This is a genomic window from Thalassospiraceae bacterium LMO-JJ14 (assembly GCA_021555105.2).
In the GTDB taxonomy this organism is placed as follows: domain Bacteria; phylum Pseudomonadota; class Alphaproteobacteria; order Rhodospirillales; family Casp-alpha2; genus UBA4479.
In genome coordinates, this window is sequence record CP134604.1 from 1,599,461 (window position 1) to 1,621,104 (window position 21,644).

Genomic DNA, 21,644 nt, shown 5'->3' on the forward strand with positions numbered 1-21,644 from the left:
GCGGATTTGGCTTACTCAGCCGCGTCGGATTCGGCGGCGGGCTTTTTCTTCGCAGCGGTTTTCTTTTTGGCGGCGGTTTTCTTCTTTGCCGCCGTCTTTTTCTTGGCTGGGGCTTTCTTGGCGGCTGTCTTCGTCGTGGGCTTGCCGTTTCCGCTTTTGGCATCGATCAGGTCGATGGCGATTTCCAGCGTCACGTCTTCCTTGGTCATATCCTTGGGCAGACGCGCCATGGTGCGACCGTGTTGTACGAAAGGCCCCCAGCGGCCGTCCTTGACCATCAGCGGCTTCTTGCTTTTCGGATGCTTGCCGAGTGCGATCGGCGGATCCTTGCGCGGTTTGTCACCGAGCAACGACACGGCGCGGTTCAGCCCGATGGTCAGCACATCGTCTTCGTCGCCCTTGAGCGACACATAGGTGCCGCCGACCTGCAGGAACGGACCGAAGCGGCCGATGCCGGCGCGGATTTCCATGCCGGATACCGGGTCGATCCCGACAAGGCGGGGCAGGGACATCAGGCCGAGCGCTTTTTCCAGGTCCACGTCGTCCGGGTTTACACCCTGCGGCAACGATGACCGCTTGGGTTTGATCTTTTTCTTGCCTTCCAGCTCTTCTTCGCCGAGCTGGATATAGGGCCCGTATGGGCCCTGACGCAGCGTGATCAGCTTGCCGGTCTGCGGATCGGTCCCCAGTTCCTTCGGCCCGTCGCCGAGCGAGTTCTCGGCCGGGTCGGCGCCCAGCGGCGTCGTGAAATTACACTCCGGATAGCGCGAGCAGCCGAGGAAAGCCCCGTGCCGGCCGAGCTTGATCGACAACTCGCCTTCCTTGCATTTCGGGCAGCTTCGGGGGTCCGAACCATCGGCGCGTTCCGGGAAGAAGTGCGGCTTGAGTTCCTCGTTCAGCACATCGAGAACATCGCGGACGCGCAGTTCCTTGGTTTCATCGACCTTGTGCTTGAAGGCCTGCCAGAAATCGAGAAGAACCTGCTTCCACTGGATGCGGCCGCCGGAAATATCGTCGAGCTTTTCCTCGAGATCGGCGGTGAAGTCATATTCGACATAGCGTTCGAAGAAACTGGCCAGGAACGTCGTCACAAGGCGGCCGCGGTCTTCGGGAATAAAGCGGCGCTTGTCGATGGTGACGTAATTGCGGTCCTGCAGCACGGAAATGATCGACGCATAGGTGGACGGCCGGCCGATGCCGAGTTCTTCCAGCTTTTTCACCAGCGAGGCTTCGCTGTATCTGGGCGGCGGTTGCGTGAAGTGCTGTTCCGGCAGAATGTCGGTGCGCTCCAGCGCCTCGCCTTCGTTCATCTGCGGCAGGATACGATTGCTGTCATCTTCGTCCGAGCCGTCATCGCTGCCTTCACGGTAGACCTTGATGAAACCGTCAAAGGAAATCACCGAGCCGGTGGCACGGAAGGTGATCTTGTCATCGGCGGAGCTGATATCGACACCGACCTGATCGAGCACGGCGGCTTCCATCTGGCTGGCGACGGTGCGCTTCCAGATCAGGGTGTAAAGCTTGAGTTGATCCGGGTTCAGGTACTGCGCCAGGGAATCCGGTGTGCGGCGGATATCGGTGGGGCGGATTGCTTCGTGCGCTTCCTGGGCGTTTTTCGCCTTTGACTTATATATACGCGGGCTTTCCGGCAGGTATTTGGAGCCGAAGGTTTCCTGAATGACGTTGCGGCTGGTGGCAATGGCTTCGCGCGCCATCTGCACGCCGTCGGTACGCATATACGTGATCAGGCCGACGTTCTCGCCGCCGATGCGGACGCCTTCATACAGGCTTTGAGCCGTCTGCATGGTCTTGCGCGCCGGGAAATACATCTTGCGCGCCGCTTCCTGCTGCATCGTCGAGGTGGTGAACGGCGGCGACGGGAAGCGCCGCGTCTGTTTGCGTTCGATTACACCGGTGGTGAAGCCCTGCGTTTCAATCGCGGCCACGGCCTGATTGGCCAATGCTTCGGAGTTGATCGTGAACTTGGAAACTTTCTCGCCGTTGATACGTGACAGCGATGCCTTGAAACCGTCGCCGCGCGGAGTCTGGAACATCGCATCGACGCTCCAGTATTCTTCCGGCTTGAACATTTCGATTTCAAGTTCGCGTTCGCAGATCAGCCTGAGCGCGACCGACTGCACACGTCCCGCCGAGCGCGACCCCGGCAGTTTGCGCCACAACACCGGCGACAGGGTAAAGCCGACCAGATAATCGAGCGCCCGGCGTGCCATATAGGCATCGACCAGTTCGTGATCCAGTTCCCGGGGGTGTGCAAAGGCTTCCTGCACGGCATCCTTGGTGATCTCGTTAAAGACGACGCGCTTGACGGGCATGCCGCCGAGCAGTTTCTTTTCTTCAAGCACTTCCTTGATGTGCCAGGAAATCGCTTCGCCTTCACGGTCCGGGTCAGTCGCCAGATAAAGCGCGTCGGCGTTCTTGACGGCCTTGGCGATTTCGTCGACGTGCTTCTTCGAGCGGCCGTCGATTTCCCATTTCATGGCAAAATCATCGTCCGGTTCGACGGAGCCGTTCTTGGACGGCAGGTCGCGGATATGGCCATAGCTCGCGAGGACGGTGTAATCGTCTCCGAGGTATTTGTTGATCGTTTTGGCCTTGGCCGGCGATTCGACGACGACGACGCTTGTCATTTTTACCCGTGCAAATTTACGTACATTATAAGTCCCGCTACGAATCACTTCGCCGGGGCCGGGGAGAATTGGCGATAAATGAACAGCTCGTCAACAGGGGAAATTTCACACACCCGGGAAAAGCAGCATTTGCGGGTTGTTTTTATTTATTAATTTCAATGAGTTATGTGGTGGTGAAAATTTTTTACGGCATTGATCCGCCTGTTTTGCCGGCTCAGAGGGCAATCAGGGCCACCTTGTTGCCTGCCTGACGCTCCAGCCGGCCCGCGATTTCAAGCTCCAGAAGCACCACAAAAACCGCTGGCGCATCGCATCCGCTATCGCGAATGATGTCGTCGATATCGGTCGGGCCGAAGCCCAGTGCCTGCGCCACCTGTTTGCGGGCTGCATCGAGCCGTGCGGGTTCGAGGGCTGGCGGTGCCGGGGGGCGGATGGCGGGGCGGCGGCCGTCATGCAGAGCGCCGTTCTGCAAGCTTGTACCCATTTCCGCCAAGGCACGGATCACGTCTTCAGCGTTTTCGGTCAACATCGCCCCGTCGCGGATCAGGGTGTTGGAGCCTTTGACACGGGGGTCCTGCGGCGCCCCCGGGACGGCAAAGACCTCGCGGCCCTGCTCGAGCGCCATGCGCGCCGTGATCAGGGATCCCGACTTGGCGCCGGCTTCCATGACGACAATGGCCCTGGCCATGCCGGAAATGATCCGGTTGCGTCGCGGGAAATGGCGGGCCTGCGGGGTCGTGCCGATGGCGACTTCGGTGCAGACGGCGCCGGTCTCGATCAGGGCGTCATACAGGTTCCGGTTTTCACGCGGGTAACAGACATCGACGCCGCCACCCATGACGGCGACGGTGCCGCTGGCAAGAGCGCCCTGATGAGCCGCCGTATCGATCCCGCGCGCCATGCCCGAGACGACAAGGTAGCCGGCCGCGCCAAGGCTCTGCGCCATGTCCTGCGCAAAGCGGCGTCCGTTGATGGACGCATTGCGTGAACCGACGAGCGCAACCGCCTTTTTTGCCATCAAGTTCGCGTGCCCGCGTGTGAACAGTATCGGTGGCGCGTCCTCTATATGCGACAGCAAGGGCGGATAAGCGGGCTCGCCCCGGAAATGCATGGCAGCGCCCAGGCTTTGCAGTTCGGCGATTTCATCTTCGGCTTCACTGAGTGTGCAAATGCGGATCGGCTTGGCGCGTCCGCCCTTGCGGGCAAGGTCCGGCAGCGCGTCCAGCGCACGGCGGGCATCGCCGTAGGTTTGCAATAGCCGCGAAAACGTCACCGGGCCGATGTTCTCGGAACGGATCAGTCTGAGGCGTGCCAGCTTTTCGCCATTGTCCAGCGACACTGTCGCCTCGTCGGTTTCCTTGCAGAGCGGTACACCCATATCTGGCCCTTTCGTGTTCCGGAAAGGTTATGCAAGGGCTGGACGGATAATTGACCGGGTCTGTGAAAAATTATGATTTATTTGCGCGATGAGCGGGCCAGCATCATGGCCGGGATCAGGGCGATGATGAAGGCCGCCGAGATGATCAGGAAGGTGTCCTGGAAACCGAAGGTGCGCGCCTGCGCATAGATGGTGCGGCTCAGGTAGTCGTAAGCGCCCCATTCCAGCGCCAGATTGCTCAGCCCGCCTTCGGCAAGCAGGCGCCGCACCTGTTCCAGCATCTCGCGGGTGAAATCGTTACCCGACGTCTGCGTTGCCGTCAGCCAGTCGGCGTGATGCGCGCTGCGGTATTCGATCAGTGCTGCTGTGATATTGACGCCGAAAGCGCCGCCGGTCTGGCGGATAAAGTTGTACGCGCCGGCGGCGGCATTGAGTTTTTCCGCCGTGATCGAGCGCATGGCCGCGCCGCCCAGGTTGGGCATCACAAGCCCCAGCGCGGCACGGCTCATGACCGTCAGCCCGGCCATGGTCCAGAACGCCGTGTTGACGTCTGATGACGAGATCAGGAACGTCGCCGTGGCGAAGATAATGCAGCCAGCGGTTATTGGAATGTGCGGCGGCACGCTGTCGGCGATCCGGCCTGAAATCGGAATCAGGGTAAACAGGAACAAACCCGCAGGGACCAGAACCAACCCCGACTGGGTCGGCGTAAAGTGCTGGATCGTCTGCACGAAAACCGGGATCGCATAGTTGGTGGCAAAGTTGCCGGCGCCGAAGGCAAAACCGATGGCCATGGCGGCGGCGAACTTGGGATCGAGGAACAGCGTCGGATCGAGAAGCGGCGATTTGGTCTTCAGTTGCGAATAAATAAACAGGGCAAAGGCCGTGACGCCGCCGATCGCGGTCATCATTGTCAGGTCCGATGTCCAGCCCCAGCGTTGCCCGTTACCGATCGCGCGCATCACCAGCACCAGAGAAACACACAACAAGATGAACCCCGGCCAGTTGAACGGCGGCAGGCGCCGTTCGAATTTTTTCGCCGGCATGAAAATCAGACCGCCGACAAAAGCGATCAGGACCAGGGGCAGCGGCATGATAAAGGCATGGCGCCATGTCAGGAAATCGATGGTCAGGCCGCCGACCAGCGGGCCGAAGCTGGGCGCCAGCGTGACGCCGAGCCCGTACATGCCGACGGCAAAGCCGCGCCGGTTCTTGGGAAACACGGCGACCATGGTCGCCAAAACAAGAGGCTGGATAATGCCTGCCGAAAAGCCCTGCATGATGCGGCCGATGATCAACACGTCCATGTTCGGGCTAAAGGCACAGACGAACGCACCGGCGACGAAAATGATCAGCGTCAACGAATAGGCGAGCCGCTGACCCAGCGCCCGCACGACCCAGGAATTGAGCAACTGGCTGGCGACCATTGTCGACAGGAATGCCGTTGCCGCCCACTGCGCGACGTCCTGACCGATACCATAGGCACCCATGATGCTGGGCACGGCGACATTGACGATGGTCGCCGACAGGATCATCGAGATCGCACCCGTCAGGCCGCTCATCGTCACCAGCCAGCGATAGGCGGGGCCGTAGCGGTCGAATTGCCTCTGAATTGCCGGATCGTCGTAAGTCTCGGCCAAGTGCGGGGTTACTCTTGTATGGCGATCTTGACGACGACCATCATGCCCGGCCGCAAGCGCGGATCGGTATTGTTGATGGCGATACGGATCGGCAGGCGTTGCGTGATTTTGGTGAAGTTGCCGCTCGGGTTGGGCGTCGGCAGAAGGGCAAACTGGCTGGTGGCGGCCGAGCCGATGTTCTGAACGGTGCCGTCAAACGCCTCATCGGGATAGGCATCGATGTGAATGTCGACTTTTTGGCCGACCTTCAGCTTGCGGACGACGGTTTCCTTGACGTTGGCTTCGACCCAGATTTTTTCGGGATTATGCGTCAGCAGCAATCGCTGACCGGGGGTTACGTATTCCCCGGCGTCAACAAAGGTCTTGTCGACGATGCCGTTAATCGGCGACTTGATGGTACGGTCGGAAATGTCGAGACGTTGACGCTGGATGCGGGCGCGGATTTCCGCTTCCTTCTGTTCCAGGACAAGAACCTCACCGGCCAGCACGTCAAGGCGGGCGCGATCGGCCTCAACCTCGGCAATGCGCGATTTCGCGGACTGCAGTTCGGCGACGGCAATCCGGTATTCGCGGTCTATCTGTTGGTGTTGTGCTTCGGCCTGATCGAGCTGACGCCGCGATGCGACCTTGTCGTCGAAGAGCTTTTTCGCACGGTTCAGTTCACGTTCGGCCAGTTCGCGTTGCGGGCGAAGCGACGAGACCACGACCTCGGCGGCGGAAACCCGCGCCCGCTCGGATTGCATGCGGCTCTCGATCTGACTTGCAATCAGGATCCGTTCGGCGGCAAGGCGCGTGCGTTCGGCATTGGCGGCGGCGGCCTGGGCTTCCAGTTCGATCAGGAAGATGCGGGACTCGCGATCGTCGACCTGTACCAGCACCGTGCTTTCTTCGACGGTTTCACCTTCGGCGGCGGGCATTTCCGTGATCCAGCCGGCGACCCGTGACGACACGGTGACAAGATCGGTTTGGATGCGGGCATCTTCTTCAAAGATATAGGTCAGACGCTTGTGGACTTCGGTAATGCCGATGTAGACGGCGCCGATCAAAACCAGGAAAGCGATGATGAACACCGGGCGGATTCGGCGCTTCGGCTTGGTGTCGCTCGGCGGTTTGGTTTCGAAGGCCTGACCGTCCGGCGCGACGCGGCCTTCTGCTTTGGTTTCATCCGGCATGTTTCTATTCCCATGTGCCATGAAGCGGGTTTCTGATGGCCCGGCACGTCGACAAGTTTGCAACCATTGAATCCGTTTGGAAAGACCCTGCGCAACAGTACGGGCAGATTTTCTTTAGTTTCAGGGCGTTGCAAGATTGCGGGAAACTTCTTGATCTTCCAGTAACTGGAAGCTTTATGGTATGATCCAATGACCAGACTGGAGGACTGCCGTGCAGGCACCACATAACGAACGCGCCCCCGAAACAGCGGAAACGGTTGCTTTTGGCATCGCCGGCATGAGTTGCGCCGGGTGCGCCAGCCGCGCCGAGAAAGCCCTGCGTGCGCTGCCGGGGCTTGAGGACGCCCGTGTCGACTTCGCAACCGAGCGGGCGATTGTCGTCCCGGGCATGGTCCCCTCGGGCGACATCAAGGCGGCTGTCGTCAATGCCGGCTTCACGGCGGAACAGACGGAGATCGATCTCGACATCGGCGGTATGACCTGTGCCGGATGCGCCGCGAATGTGGAAAAGGCGCTGAAGGCAGTCCCCGGTGTCGTCTCGGCTGAAGTGAACCTGGCAATGGAACGGGCCCATGTTGTCTGGCTCGGTAAGGACGTCTCCGGCGCGGCGCTGGTGGATGCGGTCACGGCGGCGGGCTACCGTGCCGAGCCGCGTGCCACGGATGCGGAATTGCGGCGCCGGCAGGCTGCCGAGCAGGCAGAGGCCGACGCCCGCCGCCTGAAGCACGAAACACTTTTGGTGATGATTTCAGCCGCGTTGAGCACGCCGCTGCTGGCGATGATGGTGCTGCCGCCGCTCGGCGTGGCGTATCATGTCCCGGCCTGGGGCCAGCTTCTGTTATGTTTGCCGGTGCAGTTCTGGATCGGCGGGCGCTTTTATGTCGGCGCCTATCGCTCGCTCAAAGCCGGCAGCGGCAACATGGATGTGCTTGTCGCGCTTGGCACGTCGGCGGCGTTCGCTCTCAGCACATGGATTGTGTTCAAGGAAGGTCTGGCGACGACGTCACATCTGTATTACGAGGCCTCGGCCGTCGTCGTCACGCTGGTGGTCTTCGGCAAACTGATCGAAAGCCGCGCCAAACGCGGCACCACGGAAGCCATCCGTCAGTTGATGGCATTGCGCCCCGAACGTGCACGGGTCGAACGGGACGGTGCGGTAAGCGAGATTTCCGTCGACGCCGTCCGGATCGACGATCTGGTGATTGTCCGTCCGGGCGAACGCATTCCTGTTGACGGTGTTGTCGAGGCCGGCACATCGCAAGCCGATGAGTCCCTGATCACCGGTGAGAGCGTGCCTGTCGCCAAGCAAACAGGCGATCCGGTAACCGGTGGCGCCATTAACGGCAGTGGTGAACTGCGTATCCGGGTGGGCCGTGTCGGCGAGGATACGACGCTCGCAAAAATCGTCCGACTGGTGGAAAACGCACAGTCGGGCAAAGCACCAGTACAGCGGCTGGTGGATCGCGTCAGCGCGATCTTCGTGCCTGTGGTCGTCGGTATTGCCGCCCTGGCGTTCGCGGGCTGGTGGGCCGCCGGTGGAGGTATGGAAGTCGCGATCATCAATGCCGTATCGGTGCTGGTCATTGCCTGCCCATGTGCGTTGGGTCTTGCCACACCGACGGCGATTGTCGCCGGGACCGGGGCAGCGGCGCGCGCCGGTATTCTGATCAAGGATGTCGCCGTGCTTGAGCAGGCTTACCGGGTCGACACGGTGGCGTTCGATAAAACCGGGACGTTGACCCGTGGCCAACCGGTGCTGACGGATATCGAGCCGCTTTCGGGCAGTGCCGACGAACTTCTTGGAATTGCCGCATCGGTGCAGGCGGGATCGGAGCATCCGCTGGCACGTGCCGTTCTGGAGGCCGCCAAAGTCCGCGGCATCGGTATCAAGGCGGCGTCCGATACGCGGGCGCATGTCGGCGCGGGCGTTGCGGCCATGGTGGATGGCGAGCGTGTACTGATCGGCAACCGGGCAATGATGGCGGAATCGTCGGTCGGCATTGAGGACGCGGAAGCGGCGCTTCAGCGCCTTGAAGGCGAGGGCAAGACGGTGGTGATGGTCGCGGCCGCGGGCAAGGTGATCGGTGTGCTGGCGATCCGTGACGAGGTCAGGCCCGAAGCGGCTGCGGCGATCCGGCTTTTGAAAACACGCGGCATCGATACCGTAATGCTGAGTGGCGATGCAGTGCGTGTTGCGGAGGCCATCGGCAACGGCATCGGTATCGGCGCCATACACGCCGGGCTTAAACCCGAAGACAAAGTAAGCGCCTTGCAGAACCTGAGTGCGCAGGGCCGGCATACGGCGATGGTCGGCGACGGCATTAACGATGCGCCGGCCTTGGCTGCGGCGGATGTCGGCATTGCCATGGGGTCGGGCAGCGATGCGGCCATGGAAACGGCAGGCATCACTTTGATGCGCCCGGATCCGCGTCTTGTCGGCGGCGCCATGCAGATCGCACGCGCGACCTGGTACCGCATTCGCTGGAATCTGTTTTGGGCGTTTATCTTCAATATTATAGGGCTGCCGTTGGCGGCGCTCGGGTATCTTTCGCCGGCCATTGCCGGTGCTGCGATGGCCATGAGTTCGATTACTGTCGTCAGCAGTTCGCTGATGCTCAGGGGATGGCGGCCCGAAGGAATGGAACAAAGTTATCCGGAGAATGCCAATGAACGTTCGTGATGCAGCGTTACGAAGCGGGCTGCCAGCGAAAACAATCCGCTATTACGATGATATCGGGCTTGTGGTACCGGATCGCCTGGGAAACGGTTACCGGGATTACGATATCAGCGCCGTGCAGAAACTTGCCTTTCTGAAACGGGCACGCCAGCTCGGGTTTTCGATTGATGATTGCCGGCAGTTATTGTCGCTCTATGAGGACAAGGATCGTGCAAGTGCCGATGTCAAAGCACTGGCTGAAACGCATCTCGCCGAAATAGACAAACGTCTCGAGGAGCTTGAGCATCTGCGTGATACCCTGAAACACCTGATCCACGCTTGCCGGGGCGATGATCGCCCCGATTGTCCGATCCTTGCCGACTTGTCCGGCAGCGAATGATTTTGATGATTATTCTGTGAACTACGGAAAACCCTTATTTTCCGGAACCCGGAGTTTGGGCATCCTTTTCGACTGACGCAGCGGGGGAAGCGCGTGAGCGCCAGATTCTGAAAAGGATGATCTTCTGATCATGGCTACACCTTCGCTGACCAATTCGCCGGATGACAAGTCTGTGGCGCCGGGTTTTATGAAATCCCTCGCTGTCCGTGAGTTCTGGGTACATACATCCCAACTTGCTTTTGAAAACGGCATGGCGAAGGTCATCGATTTCGACCTGATGAATATTCACCGGTTGGCGCCTTACATCATTCTGTGTGATGTCGATTATGAACGTTGCCGCCACAAGCTACGGTTCGTCGGCACGAAGGCCGTCGAGTTATTTGGCGGCGAAACGACCGGCCAATTCCTTGATGAAATCAATCTTGGCCCATATCGCTCGCAACAGTTAGCAGCCTTTAACATGGCCGTTGCATCGGGCTGCCCGCAGTGGACACAAAGCTGCGTTATCGCTGCTGAAAAAAACCGGGGCGAATTGGCAATGAAACGCCCAGGCCGTTCTGAAGATTCTTACGAAAGACTGATTGTGCCGCTTGCAGGTGCGGGTTCGACGATCATTCAACTGGCGGCAATTACGTATGCTTCTGAAATTCCGTGCGACAGCAACACGTTCGAGCACCAAGAAATTTCAACTCAGCAGACCCGTTTCAGCGCTTAAACTTCTTGCGCCACCAGCGTTGACAGCATATCGCCGAAATCGTGCAGTAGGGTTCTCAACTCAGGCTCTTCAACGGCGTTTGCGGCGCTCTTGAAGTCCATCCATAGCCTGTCGCGTTGATCTTTCTCTGGCCAGTCGTCGGAAATCGAAGACACAACCATGGGATAGACCTTGACCCGGTAAGAATTGTCTTCGGGTTGATCGAGCTTGGTGTAGGAGTAAACCCCGATCTTGGTGGAGACCTCGCCCTTGATGCCGGCTTCCTCGTAAGCTTCCAGAAGGGCACATTCTTTCGCCGATTGGCCATCTTCGATTCGGCCTTTCGGCAAGACCCAGCGACGTCGCCCGCGCGACGTGATCATCAGGACCTTGGGGGTCCCGGATTCGAAGCAGTAAGCAATTACCGCAGATTGTGGAATACCGTCCGTACGCGCCATTGGATTTCCCCGTTTCCGTATCATAGCCGGAATTACCCGATACCAGCTACTTTTCCCCAAATAAGTCTGATCAAACTACGGTTACGGTCTTTTTATTTGGTTAACCATATGACAATTTCATGACAATCCGCTTGCTGTGCCAATTGTATTCGAGCGACGTCAGCATCAGGCAACCTCAAACCGGACACGGCAACAGAGCCAGCAGGGCATGAATTTTTTCAGCGATAAACAGAAGCAGCCGCAAGATCTGAAACCGCAACCGCTCGACAAGGATTTGAAGCGGCTCAATCAACTTGAGCATGCGGCAAAGGAAGTCGGCGCCAGTGTCTACAGCATCGGAATGGGATTGCTGTTCCTCGTCGGGGTTTGGGGATTCACATTTATATATTCCGGGGGCGAAGCCAATGGTGTCTTGATCGCCGCCGCCGTCATCGGTGGGTATATGGCGCTGAACATCGGCGCCAACGATGTCGCCAACAATGTCGGCCCGGCAGTTGGCTCCAAGGCGCTGAGCATGGCCGGCGCGCTTGTGATTGCGGCGATCTTCGAGGCCGCCGGGGCGTTGATTGCAGGTGGCGAAGTTGTATCGACGATTTCCAAGGGCATCATCTCAACCAAGTCGATCGACGATGTAGATATCTTTATCTGGGCGATGATGTCGGCGCTGCTGTCTGCTGCGCTGTGGGTTAATCTGGCGACGTTTCTGAGCGCGCCGGTATCGACGACCCATTCCATTGTCGGCGGTGTCATGGGGGCGGGTATTGCCGCGGCGGGTATCGGTGCCGTCAACTGGCCGGTAATGAGTGCGATTGCCGCGAGCTGGGTCATATCGCCTGTCATGGGCGGCGTGATTGCAGCGTTGTTCCTGATGTTCATCAAAAGCTCGATCCTGTTTCGTCAGGACAAGATAGCCGCGGCCCGCCGCTGGGTGCCGGTTCTGGTCGCGATCATGGCGTCGGTGTTTTCCGTGTATCTGATGATCAAGGGGCTGAAACGTATCTGGAAACCGGACGTGACGATGATCATGCTGGTTGCAGCAGGCGTCGCCGCCGTTTCCTTTGTCTGGTCGCGCCGTGTTGTCGCCAGGGCGTCGGAAGGGATGGAAAACAAAAGGAAATCCGTGGCGAAGCTGTTCACGCTGCCGTTGATCTGTTCAGCGGCATTGTTGTCTTTCGCGCACGGTTCGAACGATGTCGCCAATGCGGTCGGACCGTTGGCGGCTATCGTAAGCGCCGTCGAGCTGGGAACGATCTCGGCCAAGGCGCCGTTACCGTTCTGGGTTCTGCTGATCGGTGCGATAGGGATTTCCATAGGGCTTGCACTGTTTGGACCGAAAATCATCAAGCTGGTCGGCGAGAAGATTACCAAGCTCAATCAGGTGCGCGCTTTCTGTGTCGCGCTTTCTGCGGCGATCACGGTGATTATTGCTTCGGGACTGGGCCTGCCGGTCAGTTCCACGCATATTGCCATCGGTGCTGTTTTCGGCGTTGGTTTCGTACGTGAAGCCATTGCCAACCGCGGTGGCGGGGGGGCCGGTGTTGGTGTCATCAGTCCTGATACACTGGCCGGCATAGACGAAGGCAAGCTGTTCAAATCGTGGCGCAAATATCGCAAACGAAAGCTCGTCCGCCGTCAGCATATGCTGTCGATTGCCGCAGCATGGGTGATAACGGTGCCTGCATCTGCGCTGCTGGCTGCCGTGATTTACTGGCTGATCACGCATCTGATTTAACGTCCGTTTTGATTTTAACTTGCCGTCCGGGGATGCATCGGCCAAGAACGGACGACGGATGGGCCGATGCTTTTTAATTCATACACATTCCTGTTTGCGTTTTTACCGCTGACGCTGCTCGGTTTTGCCGTGTTGGCGAACATCGGCAATGCGCGCGCAGTGATGCTTTGGCTGCTTGCCATGTCGCTGGTTTTCTATGCTTGGTGGAACCCGGTCTATCTGATTTTACTGATTGGGTCCGTCGTTGTTAATCACGGGCTCGGGCGGATACTGGCACAAGGCACGCGTGCCGGAGTGGCGAACAAGCCTGTTCTGATCGCCGGGATCGCACTCAATCTGGGTCTGATCGGCTGGTTCAAGTATCTCGGCTTTTTTGCCGGGATCGCGGATGCCGTGTCCGGTGCCGGTTTCGGTCCCGTCGAGGTCGCGTTACCGCTGGCCATATCGTTTTTCACGTTTCAGCAGATCGCCTATCTGGTGGACTGTCACAAGGGCATTGCAGGTGAAGGCGATTTCTTCAAATACGCGTTGTTCGTGACGTTCTTTCCGCAGCTTATCGCAGGCCCGATTGTGCATCATTCGGAAGTCATGGGGCAGTATGAGCGGGCATTCTCGAAAAGCCTTTCAAGCCGCCATGCCGCAATCGGCCTGACGCTGATCGCCGCCGGTCTTTTCAAGAAAGTCGTGATCGCAGATCATCTGGCGCTATATGCATCTCCGGTGTTCGCCGATGCCGATGCAGGTATGAGCCTGGGATTTGCGCGGGCCTGGTCGGGGACGCTCGCTTATACCCTGCAGATCTATTTTGATTTCTCCGGCTACTCGGACATGGCGGTCGGACTGGCAAGGCTGTTCGGCGTGCGATTGCCGGTGAACTTCTTTTCTCCTTACAGAACCACCAGCATCATCGAATTTTGGCGCCGTTGGCACATGACGTTGAGCCGGTTTCTCAGGGATTACCTGTATGTGCCGCTGGGCGGCAGCCGCAAGGGGGCGCCCCGCCGGTATGTCAATCTGATGGTCACCATGTTGCTGGGCGGTCTGTGGCATGGGGCTGGATGGACATTCGTGGTCTGGGGCGGCCTGCACGGGCTGTTTCTGATCATCAATCACGGTTGGCGGCATATAAGGAAGCGGTTCGGCTGGCAGGGGCAAGGCACGGCCTATCGGCTCGTCGCCTGGGCGGTGACGTTCTTTGCCGTGGCCCTGGCCTGGGTGTTTTTCCGTGCTGAAACCTTCGGCGGTGCGATGATAATGCTGCATGGGATGGCCGGGCTGAACGATTTGTTGCCTGCGCTTGGCATCGTCGACGGCGCCGTGATCGCCGATCAGGATGTCAATTTCCAGACCGCGCGGCGGGCCTGGCGGTGGATTGCCGTGGCGCTTGTGATTGCTGTCGCGATGCCGAATATCTATCAGTTGATGCGCCGCTACCGTCCGGCGCTCGGTGTGCCGGATAAGCGCTTCAAGCTGCCGGGCGGGATCCGCCCTGAATGGCGATTGACCATGCCATGGGCATTCGGCAGTGCCGTTCTGGCGCTGGTTGCGTTCCTGATGCTGACGCAAGTCAGTGAATTCCTTTATTTCCGGTTCTGATCCATGAAAACGCCAGCCCGCAAATACACCGGCATTTTTCTTGGCCTCGCCTTCGGACTGTATGTCCTGATAGGGGCGTTTAACTTCGTTGTCGATCCGTTTGGTCTGTTCCCGGGGCCAGAGATCGAAGGCTTCAATGCGATCAAGGCGGATGTCGACAAGCATGTGCGCATGGTCAAGGCGTATCAGGTCCGTGCGCATCCGCCTGCCGGTATTGTCGTCGGTTCCTCGCGCGCCTTACTGGGCGTCCCCCCCGATGACCCCGCCTGGCCCGATGACGCCCGGCCGGTTTACAATCTCAGTCTGTACGGCGGTTATCTTTATGAGGCGATGCGTTATTTTCAGCACGCGCTGGCTCTCGGCACGGTCAAGCATGCACTGTTGTCGCTCGACCTCTGGATGTTCGATCGTGATTGGGTGACCCGGCCCGGTTTCGATGAAGCGCGGTTTCTCGTCAATATCGACGGCACGCCGAATACACCGGATGTTCTTGAGCCGCTGCGCACGCTTTTCGCCTGGGATACGCTTCGCTCGAGCATCAGGACGATTGCCCGTCAGGGGCGGGACGACATTATGGTTCAGCATGCCGATGGTTCCAGTTGGTGGAGGAGTGACGCCGCGTGGCTCAGGACCAAAGGCTCGCATCGCCAGCAATTCGGTTATATGGAGCATATGTTCGGCACCGAGGCCTGGCAGCCGGAGCGTGAACGGCGCTGGAATATTACCGACCCCGGCGATCCGACCTCGCCGGTACAGATGGTCCGGCAGATGGTGCGCGATGCATATGCCCATGGTGTCGACTTGCGAATTGTCATTTCACCCAGCCATGCACGCATTTGGGAAGTCCTGTATGCCGGCGGGATGTGGCAAACATGGGAAGACTGGAAACGTGCCTTGTTGCAGATCACGCTCGAAGAAGCAGAGCGCGAAGGCAAGCCGCCTTACCCTCTCTGGGATTTTTCCGGCTATAATTCGATCACGACAGAAGAAATCCCGTATGATTCTTCGCCGATGCGCTGGTACACGGATGGTTCGCACTTCAAGCCGGCTGTCGGCAGATTGATGCTGAAACGGATTTACGCGAAGCCGTCCCAGGCGTTGCCTGAAGACTTCGGCAGGCTCCTGACGCCGGAAACGATCGCCCCGGCGCTCGCCGGTATACGTGCAAATCGTACCCGTTATGCCGAAACGCACCCCGAAGAGGTCGGGGAAGCGGCCAAATGGGCGCATTAGCGCGGTGTGAATGAGGGGCAGGCCGTACAGGGCCCGACGTCCGATATCCTTTCAAATCCCTTTGCCGGTCAGTAAGCTGGCAGGAATAAAGAATATCAACGGGCGCAACAGCCCGAGGGAGGAATTTTGAAGCCCGGTTTCGCACGAAATTCACGGGCAAAGGGCGCGGGTCGCGGGATTGAATCCGTCGATCAGCGTAAGACCTATGCCGCCATCGATCTCGGCACGAATAGCTGCCGCATGCTGATCGCCGTGCCTGATGATGCCGGATTCAACGTCGTTGATGGATATTCGCGGGTGGTCAGGCTTGGTGAACGGGTTTCTGAAACGGGTAAATTACAGCGCACCGCCGTCAATCGGACGATCTCCGCGCTCAAACACTGTGCCGAGCGCATGGCGAGCCGCAACGTGCAGTTGGCGCGTGCCGTCGCTACTGAGGCCTGCCGTCAGGCTGGCGATGCCGCTCATTTTATCGAACGGGTCAGAAGCGAGACGGGGTTAAATCTGGAAATTATCGGCCCTGGCGAGGAAGCTGCGTTGACCGTTGCCGGGTGTGGAGATTTGCTGCGCACAGGTTACGGGAATGCACTGGTATTCGATATCGGTGGCGGGTCCACGGAAATCATCTGGGTTGAAACACCCCGTGGAGAGCCGGCGAGAATAATCGATATGATATCGTTGCCGTTCGGGGTTGTTTCGCTCAGGGACGAATTCGGCGCCGAAGCATTGCCGACGGATATCTTTAAGGGATTGCTGCGCAGGGTTGATGACGCTATTTCACCGTTCGATGCCCGCAACCATATATCCGAGGCGATTGCCGCGAATAATGTACGCATGGTCGGGACGTCGGGGACGGTGACGACGCTGGGCGCAATGTATCTCGAATTACCGCGATACAAGAGAAACAGGGTGGATGGTCTGGAAATTCGTTTTGACAGTATTCGGCAGATCGGGGCGCGGCTGGCCGGCATGACATGCGACGAGCGCATTGCGCATCCTTGCCTCGGTCATGGCCGCGGCGATCTGATGCTGATGGGGTTGGCGGTACTGCGTGCGGTCTGTGAACGCTGGCCGGTCGGCAAGCTGGGGATCGCGGATCGTGGCATCCGCGAAGGAATTCTCGCGGAACTGATGGCGGCCGACGGCCACGACAAGTTCGGCCTCGATCTGCAGCGGCCAGAGGCAAACTCGCTGCCGCTCGTCCGGGGAAGCGGCGATGGCCGATAAAGGTACCGGCAAGGGTGGCAAGAAAGGCACCGGCAACCGTGGACTGCACACACGGGTCAAAACCGCCAAGGGCCGCCGCCTGTCGTCGACGCGCTGGCTGCAGCGCCAGCTCAACGATCCGTATGTGATTGAGGCCAAGAAACTGGGTTATCGATCGCGCGCCGCATTCAAGCTGATTGAGCTTGACGATAAGTTCCACTTTCTGAGCAAGGGGGCGAAAATCATCGATCTGGGGGCTGCCCCCGGGGGCTGGACGCAGGTGGCGATGCAGCGGATCGGTGACAAGGGGCATGTCGTCGGCATCGACCTGCAGGAGATGGAGGCGATTCCCGGCGCCGACATGATTGAAGGCGATTTCCTTGACGACGATGCGCCGGACCGCCTCAAAGAGTTGCTTGGCGGCGCTGCCGATATTGTGCTGAGCGACATGGCCGCCTCCTCGACCGGCCATCCGCAAACCGATCACCTGCGTATCATGGGTCTGCTTGAAGTCGCCGTCGATTTTGCCGCCGATGTGCTGAAACCGGGCGGCACGTTTGTCGGCAAGGTTTTACAGGGCGGGACGGAAAACGAACTGCTTGCCGCGCTGAAGCGGGACTTCAGGACGGTCAAGCATGCCAAACCGCCGGCGAGCCGCAGCGACTCGGCAGAAGTTTATGTGGTCGCGATGGGCTTTCGCGGGGGAAATGAAGGCTGACGTCCGCTGCTCGGCAGACCGTATATTCAAGCTCAGCCAACGATTTTGAGGGCCCCTAAAAATCGTTGCGCAGTGCGCTTGTTAAAGGTTTCGGCGTGTGTATTATGACGCGCCAACGCCACAGCGGAAACCGGAGGCGTCATGGCACCGCCCAAGATCGAAGAAGCTCTCACATTTGACGACGTTTTGCTGGTGCCCCAGGCATCCAGCGTATTGCCTGCGGGAACCGACACACGGACCCGGTTGACCAAAAGCATTGCCCTTAATATCCCGTTGATTTCGGCGGCCATGGACACGGTCACCGAGCATGCGCTGGCGATCGCCATGGCACAGGCCGGCGGCATCGGCGTGTTGCACAAGAACATGACGATCGAAGAGCAGGCCGCCGAGGTTCGCCGCGTCAAGAAATTCGAAAGCGGCATGGTTTCCGACCCGCTGACCATCCATCCGGAACAGACGCTCGCCGATGCGCTCCGCCTGAAAGCTGAAACCGGATTTTCCGGCATGCCTGTGGTTGAACGCGGCTCGAAGAAACTGGTCGGCATCCTGACCAACCGCGATATCCGCTTTGCCACCAACCCCGATCAGCCGATCAGCGAACTGATGACCCGCAACACAGCGGATATGCCTTTGATCACGGTCAAGGAAGGTGTCGACGGCACCGAGGCGCGCCGGCTTCTGCACCAATACCGGATCGAGCGCCTTTTGGTTGTCGATGACGATTACCGCTGCGTCGGTCTGATTACCGTCAAGGATATGGAAAAGGAAGAGCGGTTCCCGAACGCCTGCAAGGACGAGCATGGCCGGCTGCGTGTCGCTGCTGCGACCGGTGTCGGCGATGCCGGGCGTGAACGGGCCGCGGCGCTTCTCGACGCCGGATGTGACGTGGTCGTCGTGGATACGGCGCACGGGCATTCTGCCGGGGTGTTGAACTCGGTTTCCGCCATCAAGAAACTTTCCAATTATGCCCAGGTCGTGGCCGGCAATATCGCCACGCCGGATGCGGCGAAGGCGCTGATCGATGCCGGCGCCGATTGCGTCAAGATCGGTATAGGCCCCGGCACCATCTGCACGACGCGGATGATCGCCGGCGTCGGTATGCCGCAGTTTTCCGCCGTTCTGGAGACTGCCGAGGTGTGCCACAAGGTCGGCATCCCCTGCATTGCCGATGGTGGCATCAAGTATTCGGGCGATATCGCCAAGGCGATTGCGGCGGGGGCCGATGCGGTCATGATCGGCTCGCTGTTCGCGGGAACCGATGAAAGTCCGGGCGAAGTTCTGCTGTTCCAGGGCCGGTCCTATAAAATGTATCGTGGCATGGGGTCTCTGGGCGCCATGGCGCGCGGCTCCGCCGACCGTTATTTCCAGGAAGAAGTTTCGGACAACCTGAAGCTGGTCCCCGAAGGGGTCGAAGGCCGGGTCCCCTATAAAGGTCCGATCGGCACGGTGATTCACCAGCTGACGGGCGGTTTGCGCTCGGCCATGGGCTATACGGGGGCGGCGACGATTGAAGATCTTCGAAACAATGCGAAGTTCCGCCGCATCACCAATGCCGGGCTGCGTGAGAGCCATGTCCACGACATCACCATCACCCGCGAGGCCCCCAATTACCGCGCGGATGGATAAGCTGACCGGGAGAAACGGGGCATGACCCCCGGCGCCCGGGTGCAGGCAACCATTGATCTGCTGGCGGCCATTGACGCCGATAACCAGCCTCCCGATCAGATCATCGACGGCTATTTCCGAACCCGGCGTTATGCCGGGTCGGGTGACCGCCGTGATATCAACGCCCGCGTTTATGATATTCTGCGCCGTCGCGCCAAACTGGATTGGTGGATAGAGCGGACAGGTCTGGACCTTGAATCCGCACCGAGGTCACGGGCGATTGCGCACCTTATCCTGCAGGAGCGCGCTCAGCCGGACGATCTCGCGCAAATGTTCTCCGGTGTCCGGCATTGCCCGGCCCCTCTCGCGCATGCCGAGACCCAACTCATCGATGCCCTTTATGGGCGGCCGTTGCTGAACAAGGACATGCCCGATTATGTCCGCCTTGAGTATCCGGAGTGGATGGACCGGTCATTTCGCGCGCTCTGGGGGAACGAGCTTGAACGCGAGATGTCGGCGCTCAACCAGCCGGCGCCGTTGGATCTTCGCGTCAACACCATCAAGACAACATCCGAAGAAGCATTGGCGCGCCTGCAGGAAGATTACGTGAGTTGCGCCCCGACGGCGCTGTCGCCTCTCGGCATTCGGGTTGAAGGCAAGGTTCGGCTCGGCGGTACCCGCGCCTTCAAGGAAGGCCTTGTCGATGTCCAGGACGAAGGGTCGCAACTGGTTTCCTTGCTGGCAGGCGCAAAACCGGGTCAACGGGTTGTCGATTTTTGTGCCGGTGCCGGCGGCAAAACACTGGCAATGGCCGCAAACATGTCGGACGGCGGAAAGCTTATCGGCCAGTTGTTCGCGCTGGATATTTCCAAATACCGCATGGACCGGATGATCCCGCGCCTGAAACGCGCCGGCGCGATGGCGGTCAAACGCCGTGTCATTGCGGCCGTCGATGAGCCCTGGATCGCTGAAAATGCGGGGACCGCCGACCGGGTGCTGTGTGATGTGCCGTGTACCGGGATCGGCAGCTGGCGGCGAAATCCGGATGCACGCTGGCGCTTTACGCCTGAGGATCTGGCCGAGATTCGTGAGACCCAGCAGCGCATTTTGCGTGATGCGTCGAAGTTGGTGAAACCGGGCGGACGGCTGATTTATGTGACGTGTTCGCTGTTGCAGGAAGAAAACGAACAGCAGCTGGCATGGTTCGTCGAAAGCGATCCCCGTTTTCAGCCTTTACCGATAGAAGAAGTGTGGGCGGAAACCGTCGGCGGCCCCCCGCCGCCCGCGGGACCGTGTTTGCGGCTGTCACCGGCAACAACCGGGACGGACGGTTTTTTTTGCGCAGTACTTGAGCGGCGGGAATAAGACTGCTGTAATAAAATATAAACAATTGAGCGCGAGCATGAAGTATCGTCACCGTCAGGGGAAATGACATGGACATGATGCAGGCAGTACCGGGCACGGAGGAAGAACATCCTCTTCAGGGACCGCATCCGACGGATATAACTGCTACCTGAACGTCACAGAGTTCGCCGTTTAACGTAGCCGTTCGTGGCGTTCGAACTCCGTTTCCAGTTCTTCGAATTTTTTTCTCGCTTCATGGTCCTGGGCCAGGTCGTCCAGTTCCGTTGCCTCGCAGTGCAGGCAGACCCGGTCGCGGGTCGATTTCGCGTCCCGGCTCCAGTTTCCTTCCTCGCCCGGCACTTTCGGCGCTTCGGGGTATCTTGAGCGCATAAAGTAGTAAAAACCGGCACGTTGCTTGTCGATCGCCTTGCAAAGATCAACGGCGCGGCGGACCGCTCTGATGCCGGGGTCAACATTGTCATCCGCATCGCCAGGCATGGTCGGAAACTGCGGCCCGTTATCCTCCTGATCGTCAAGCCGCTCGGCGACCGCCGCGAGTGCCTCGGCCGCCTGACCCATCTGACTGGCGTAAACATCGAGATCGCCGGCATCAAGGTTGCCGCCCCCGGTGTCTGTGCCGTTCGCGCTTCCGTTGCCGGTTCCGTCGCCGCTCCACGGTGCGGATTGAGGGGCAGGCGCCATGGAGGTGGGTGGGGGTGCTGTTTCGGGCAGGATTTGCGGTTGGGGCAATGGCGGTATTGCGGCCGGGGCTGCGGCGGCAGATGGTGCGGGCGCTTCGCTTGCGGGTTTGATGATGCGGCGTGTCACGTTTTCCATGCGTGCGCGTTTGCGGTGGGCCTCCGGTGCCGAGCCGGACGTTGTCTCGTCTTTGATGACAGGCAATGAGGGCTTGCTGCGCGCACGCGGTTTGCGAATCCGGCCGAGTGTCTCGACGTCGCCTTCGCCATCGTAGATGGCGATTTCCATCTCCAGAAGCTGGCCGTTCTTCGATCCGACATCGAGACCCTTGAACGGGTGGTCCTCCTCGTCATCCGGCAGCTTGAACGTCACCGTTCGACCAGAGGAACTGCTGTCCCCCCAGCGCAAAAGCCTGACACGGTACACATTCTTTTCACTCAAAAGACATCTCCCATACGATAGTGT

General features: G+C 59.4%; 16 protein-coding genes. 10 read left to right on the top strand and 6 right to left on the bottom strand.

The window, feature by feature from the left end; translation table 11 throughout:
* Window positions 1-11 precede the first annotated feature (11 nt).
* From topA to L2D14_07735, 4 genes are all read right to left on the bottom strand, one after another.
* Complete coding sequence (gene topA, locus L2D14_07720; protein ID WNK01307.1) at window positions 12-2,648, bottom strand: type I DNA topoisomerase; 2,637 nt, start codon at window positions 2,646-2,648, stop codon at window positions 12-14.
* A 214-nt stretch (window positions 2,649-2,862) separates the two neighbouring features.
* Window positions 2,863-4,026, bottom strand: coding sequence for a DNA-processing protein DprA (dprA, locus tag L2D14_07725; GenBank protein ID WNK01308.1), 1,164 nt, complete (start codon window positions 4,024-4,026; stop codon window positions 2,863-2,865).
* 77 nt (window positions 4,027-4,103) lie between these two features.
* Entirely contained in the window at window positions 4,104-5,666 is a 1,563-nt protein-coding gene (locus tag L2D14_07730) for a DHA2 family efflux MFS transporter permease subunit (protein WNK01309.1), read from the bottom strand.
* Between the two features lie 8 nt (window positions 5,667-5,674).
* The gene (locus L2D14_07735; protein ID WNK01310.1) at window positions 5,675-6,838 is read right to left on the bottom strand and encodes an HlyD family secretion protein; all 1,164 of its coding nucleotides are present in this window, start codon (window positions 6,836-6,838) and stop codon (window positions 5,675-5,677) included.
* A gap of 211 nt (window positions 6,839-7,049) precedes the next feature.
* On the opposite strand from L2D14_07735, the gene L2D14_07740 reads away from it, so the two are divergent.
* From L2D14_07740 to L2D14_07750, 3 genes are all read left to right on the top strand, one after another.
* Entirely contained in the window at window positions 7,050-9,518 is a 2,469-nt protein-coding gene (locus tag L2D14_07740) for a heavy metal translocating P-type ATPase (GenBank protein WNK01311.1), read from the top strand.
* Window positions 9,505-9,894: a Cu(I)-responsive transcriptional regulator gene (cueR, locus tag L2D14_07745; GenBank protein WNK01312.1), complete on the top strand. Its 390-nt coding sequence runs from the start codon at window positions 9,505-9,507 to the stop codon at window positions 9,892-9,894. Before L2D14_07740 ends, cueR begins: the two co-directional genes overlap by 14 nt.
* 130 nt (window positions 9,895-10,024) lie before the next feature.
* A complete protein-coding gene (locus tag L2D14_07750) occupies window positions 10,025-10,609 on the top strand; it encodes a hypothetical protein (protein ID WNK01313.1) in 585 nt (194 codons plus the stop codon).
* On the opposite strand, the gene L2D14_07755 is transcribed toward L2D14_07750, so the two are convergent.
* Entirely contained in the window at window positions 10,606-11,046 is a 441-nt protein-coding gene (locus L2D14_07755; protein ID WNK01314.1) for an NUDIX hydrolase, read from the bottom strand. The genes L2D14_07750 and L2D14_07755 overlap by 4 nt on opposite strands.
* 208 nt (window positions 11,047-11,254) lie before the next feature.
* Between L2D14_07755 and L2D14_07760 the strand changes: the two genes are divergently transcribed.
* The 7 genes from L2D14_07760 to L2D14_07790 all read left to right on the top strand — a co-directional run bounded on the left by L2D14_07760 (window position 11,255) and on the right by L2D14_07790 (window position 20,501).
* Complete coding sequence (locus L2D14_07760; protein WNK01315.1) at window positions 11,255-12,778, top strand: anion permease; 1,524 nt, start codon at window positions 11,255-11,257, stop codon at window positions 12,776-12,778.
* A gap of 66 nt (window positions 12,779-12,844) precedes the next feature.
* The gene (locus tag L2D14_07765; protein ID WNK01316.1) at window positions 12,845-14,374 is read left to right on the top strand and encodes an MBOAT family protein; all 1,530 of its coding nucleotides are present in this window, start codon (window positions 12,845-12,847) and stop codon (window positions 14,372-14,374) included.
* Window positions 14,375-14,377: 3 nt separating this feature from the next.
* A complete protein-coding gene (locus L2D14_07770; GenBank protein WNK01317.1) occupies window positions 14,378-15,607 on the top strand; it encodes a hypothetical protein in 1,230 nt (409 codons plus the stop codon).
* A 126-nt stretch (window positions 15,608-15,733) separates the two neighbouring features.
* Window positions 15,734-16,834, top strand: a complete 1,101-nt coding sequence (locus L2D14_07775; GenBank protein ID WNK01318.1) for a Ppx/GppA phosphatase family protein — start codon at window positions 15,734-15,736, stop codon at window positions 16,832-16,834.
* A complete protein-coding gene (locus L2D14_07780) occupies window positions 16,824-17,531 on the top strand; it encodes an RlmE family RNA methyltransferase (GenBank protein ID WNK01319.1) in 708 nt (235 codons plus the stop codon). Before L2D14_07775 ends, L2D14_07780 begins: the two co-directional genes overlap by 11 nt.
* Window positions 17,532-17,672: 141 nt before the next feature.
* On the top strand, window positions 17,673-19,157 hold the full coding sequence (gene guaB / locus L2D14_07785) for an IMP dehydrogenase (protein WNK01320.1): 1,485 nt from the start codon (window positions 17,673-17,675) through the stop codon (window positions 19,155-19,157).
* Between the two features lie 21 nt (window positions 19,158-19,178).
* The gene (locus tag L2D14_07790) at window positions 19,179-20,501 is read left to right on the top strand and encodes an RsmB/NOP family class I SAM-dependent RNA methyltransferase (protein ID WNK01321.1); all 1,323 of its coding nucleotides are present in this window, start codon (window positions 19,179-19,181) and stop codon (window positions 20,499-20,501) included.
* A 171-nt stretch (window positions 20,502-20,672) separates the two neighbouring features.
* Here L2D14_07790 and L2D14_07795 read toward each other — a convergent pair whose 3' ends face one another.
* The gene (locus L2D14_07795; GenBank protein WNK01322.1) at window positions 20,673-21,620 is read right to left on the bottom strand and encodes a hypothetical protein; all 948 of its coding nucleotides are present in this window, start codon (window positions 21,618-21,620) and stop codon (window positions 20,673-20,675) included.
* Window positions 21,621-21,644: the final 24 nt, after the last annotated feature.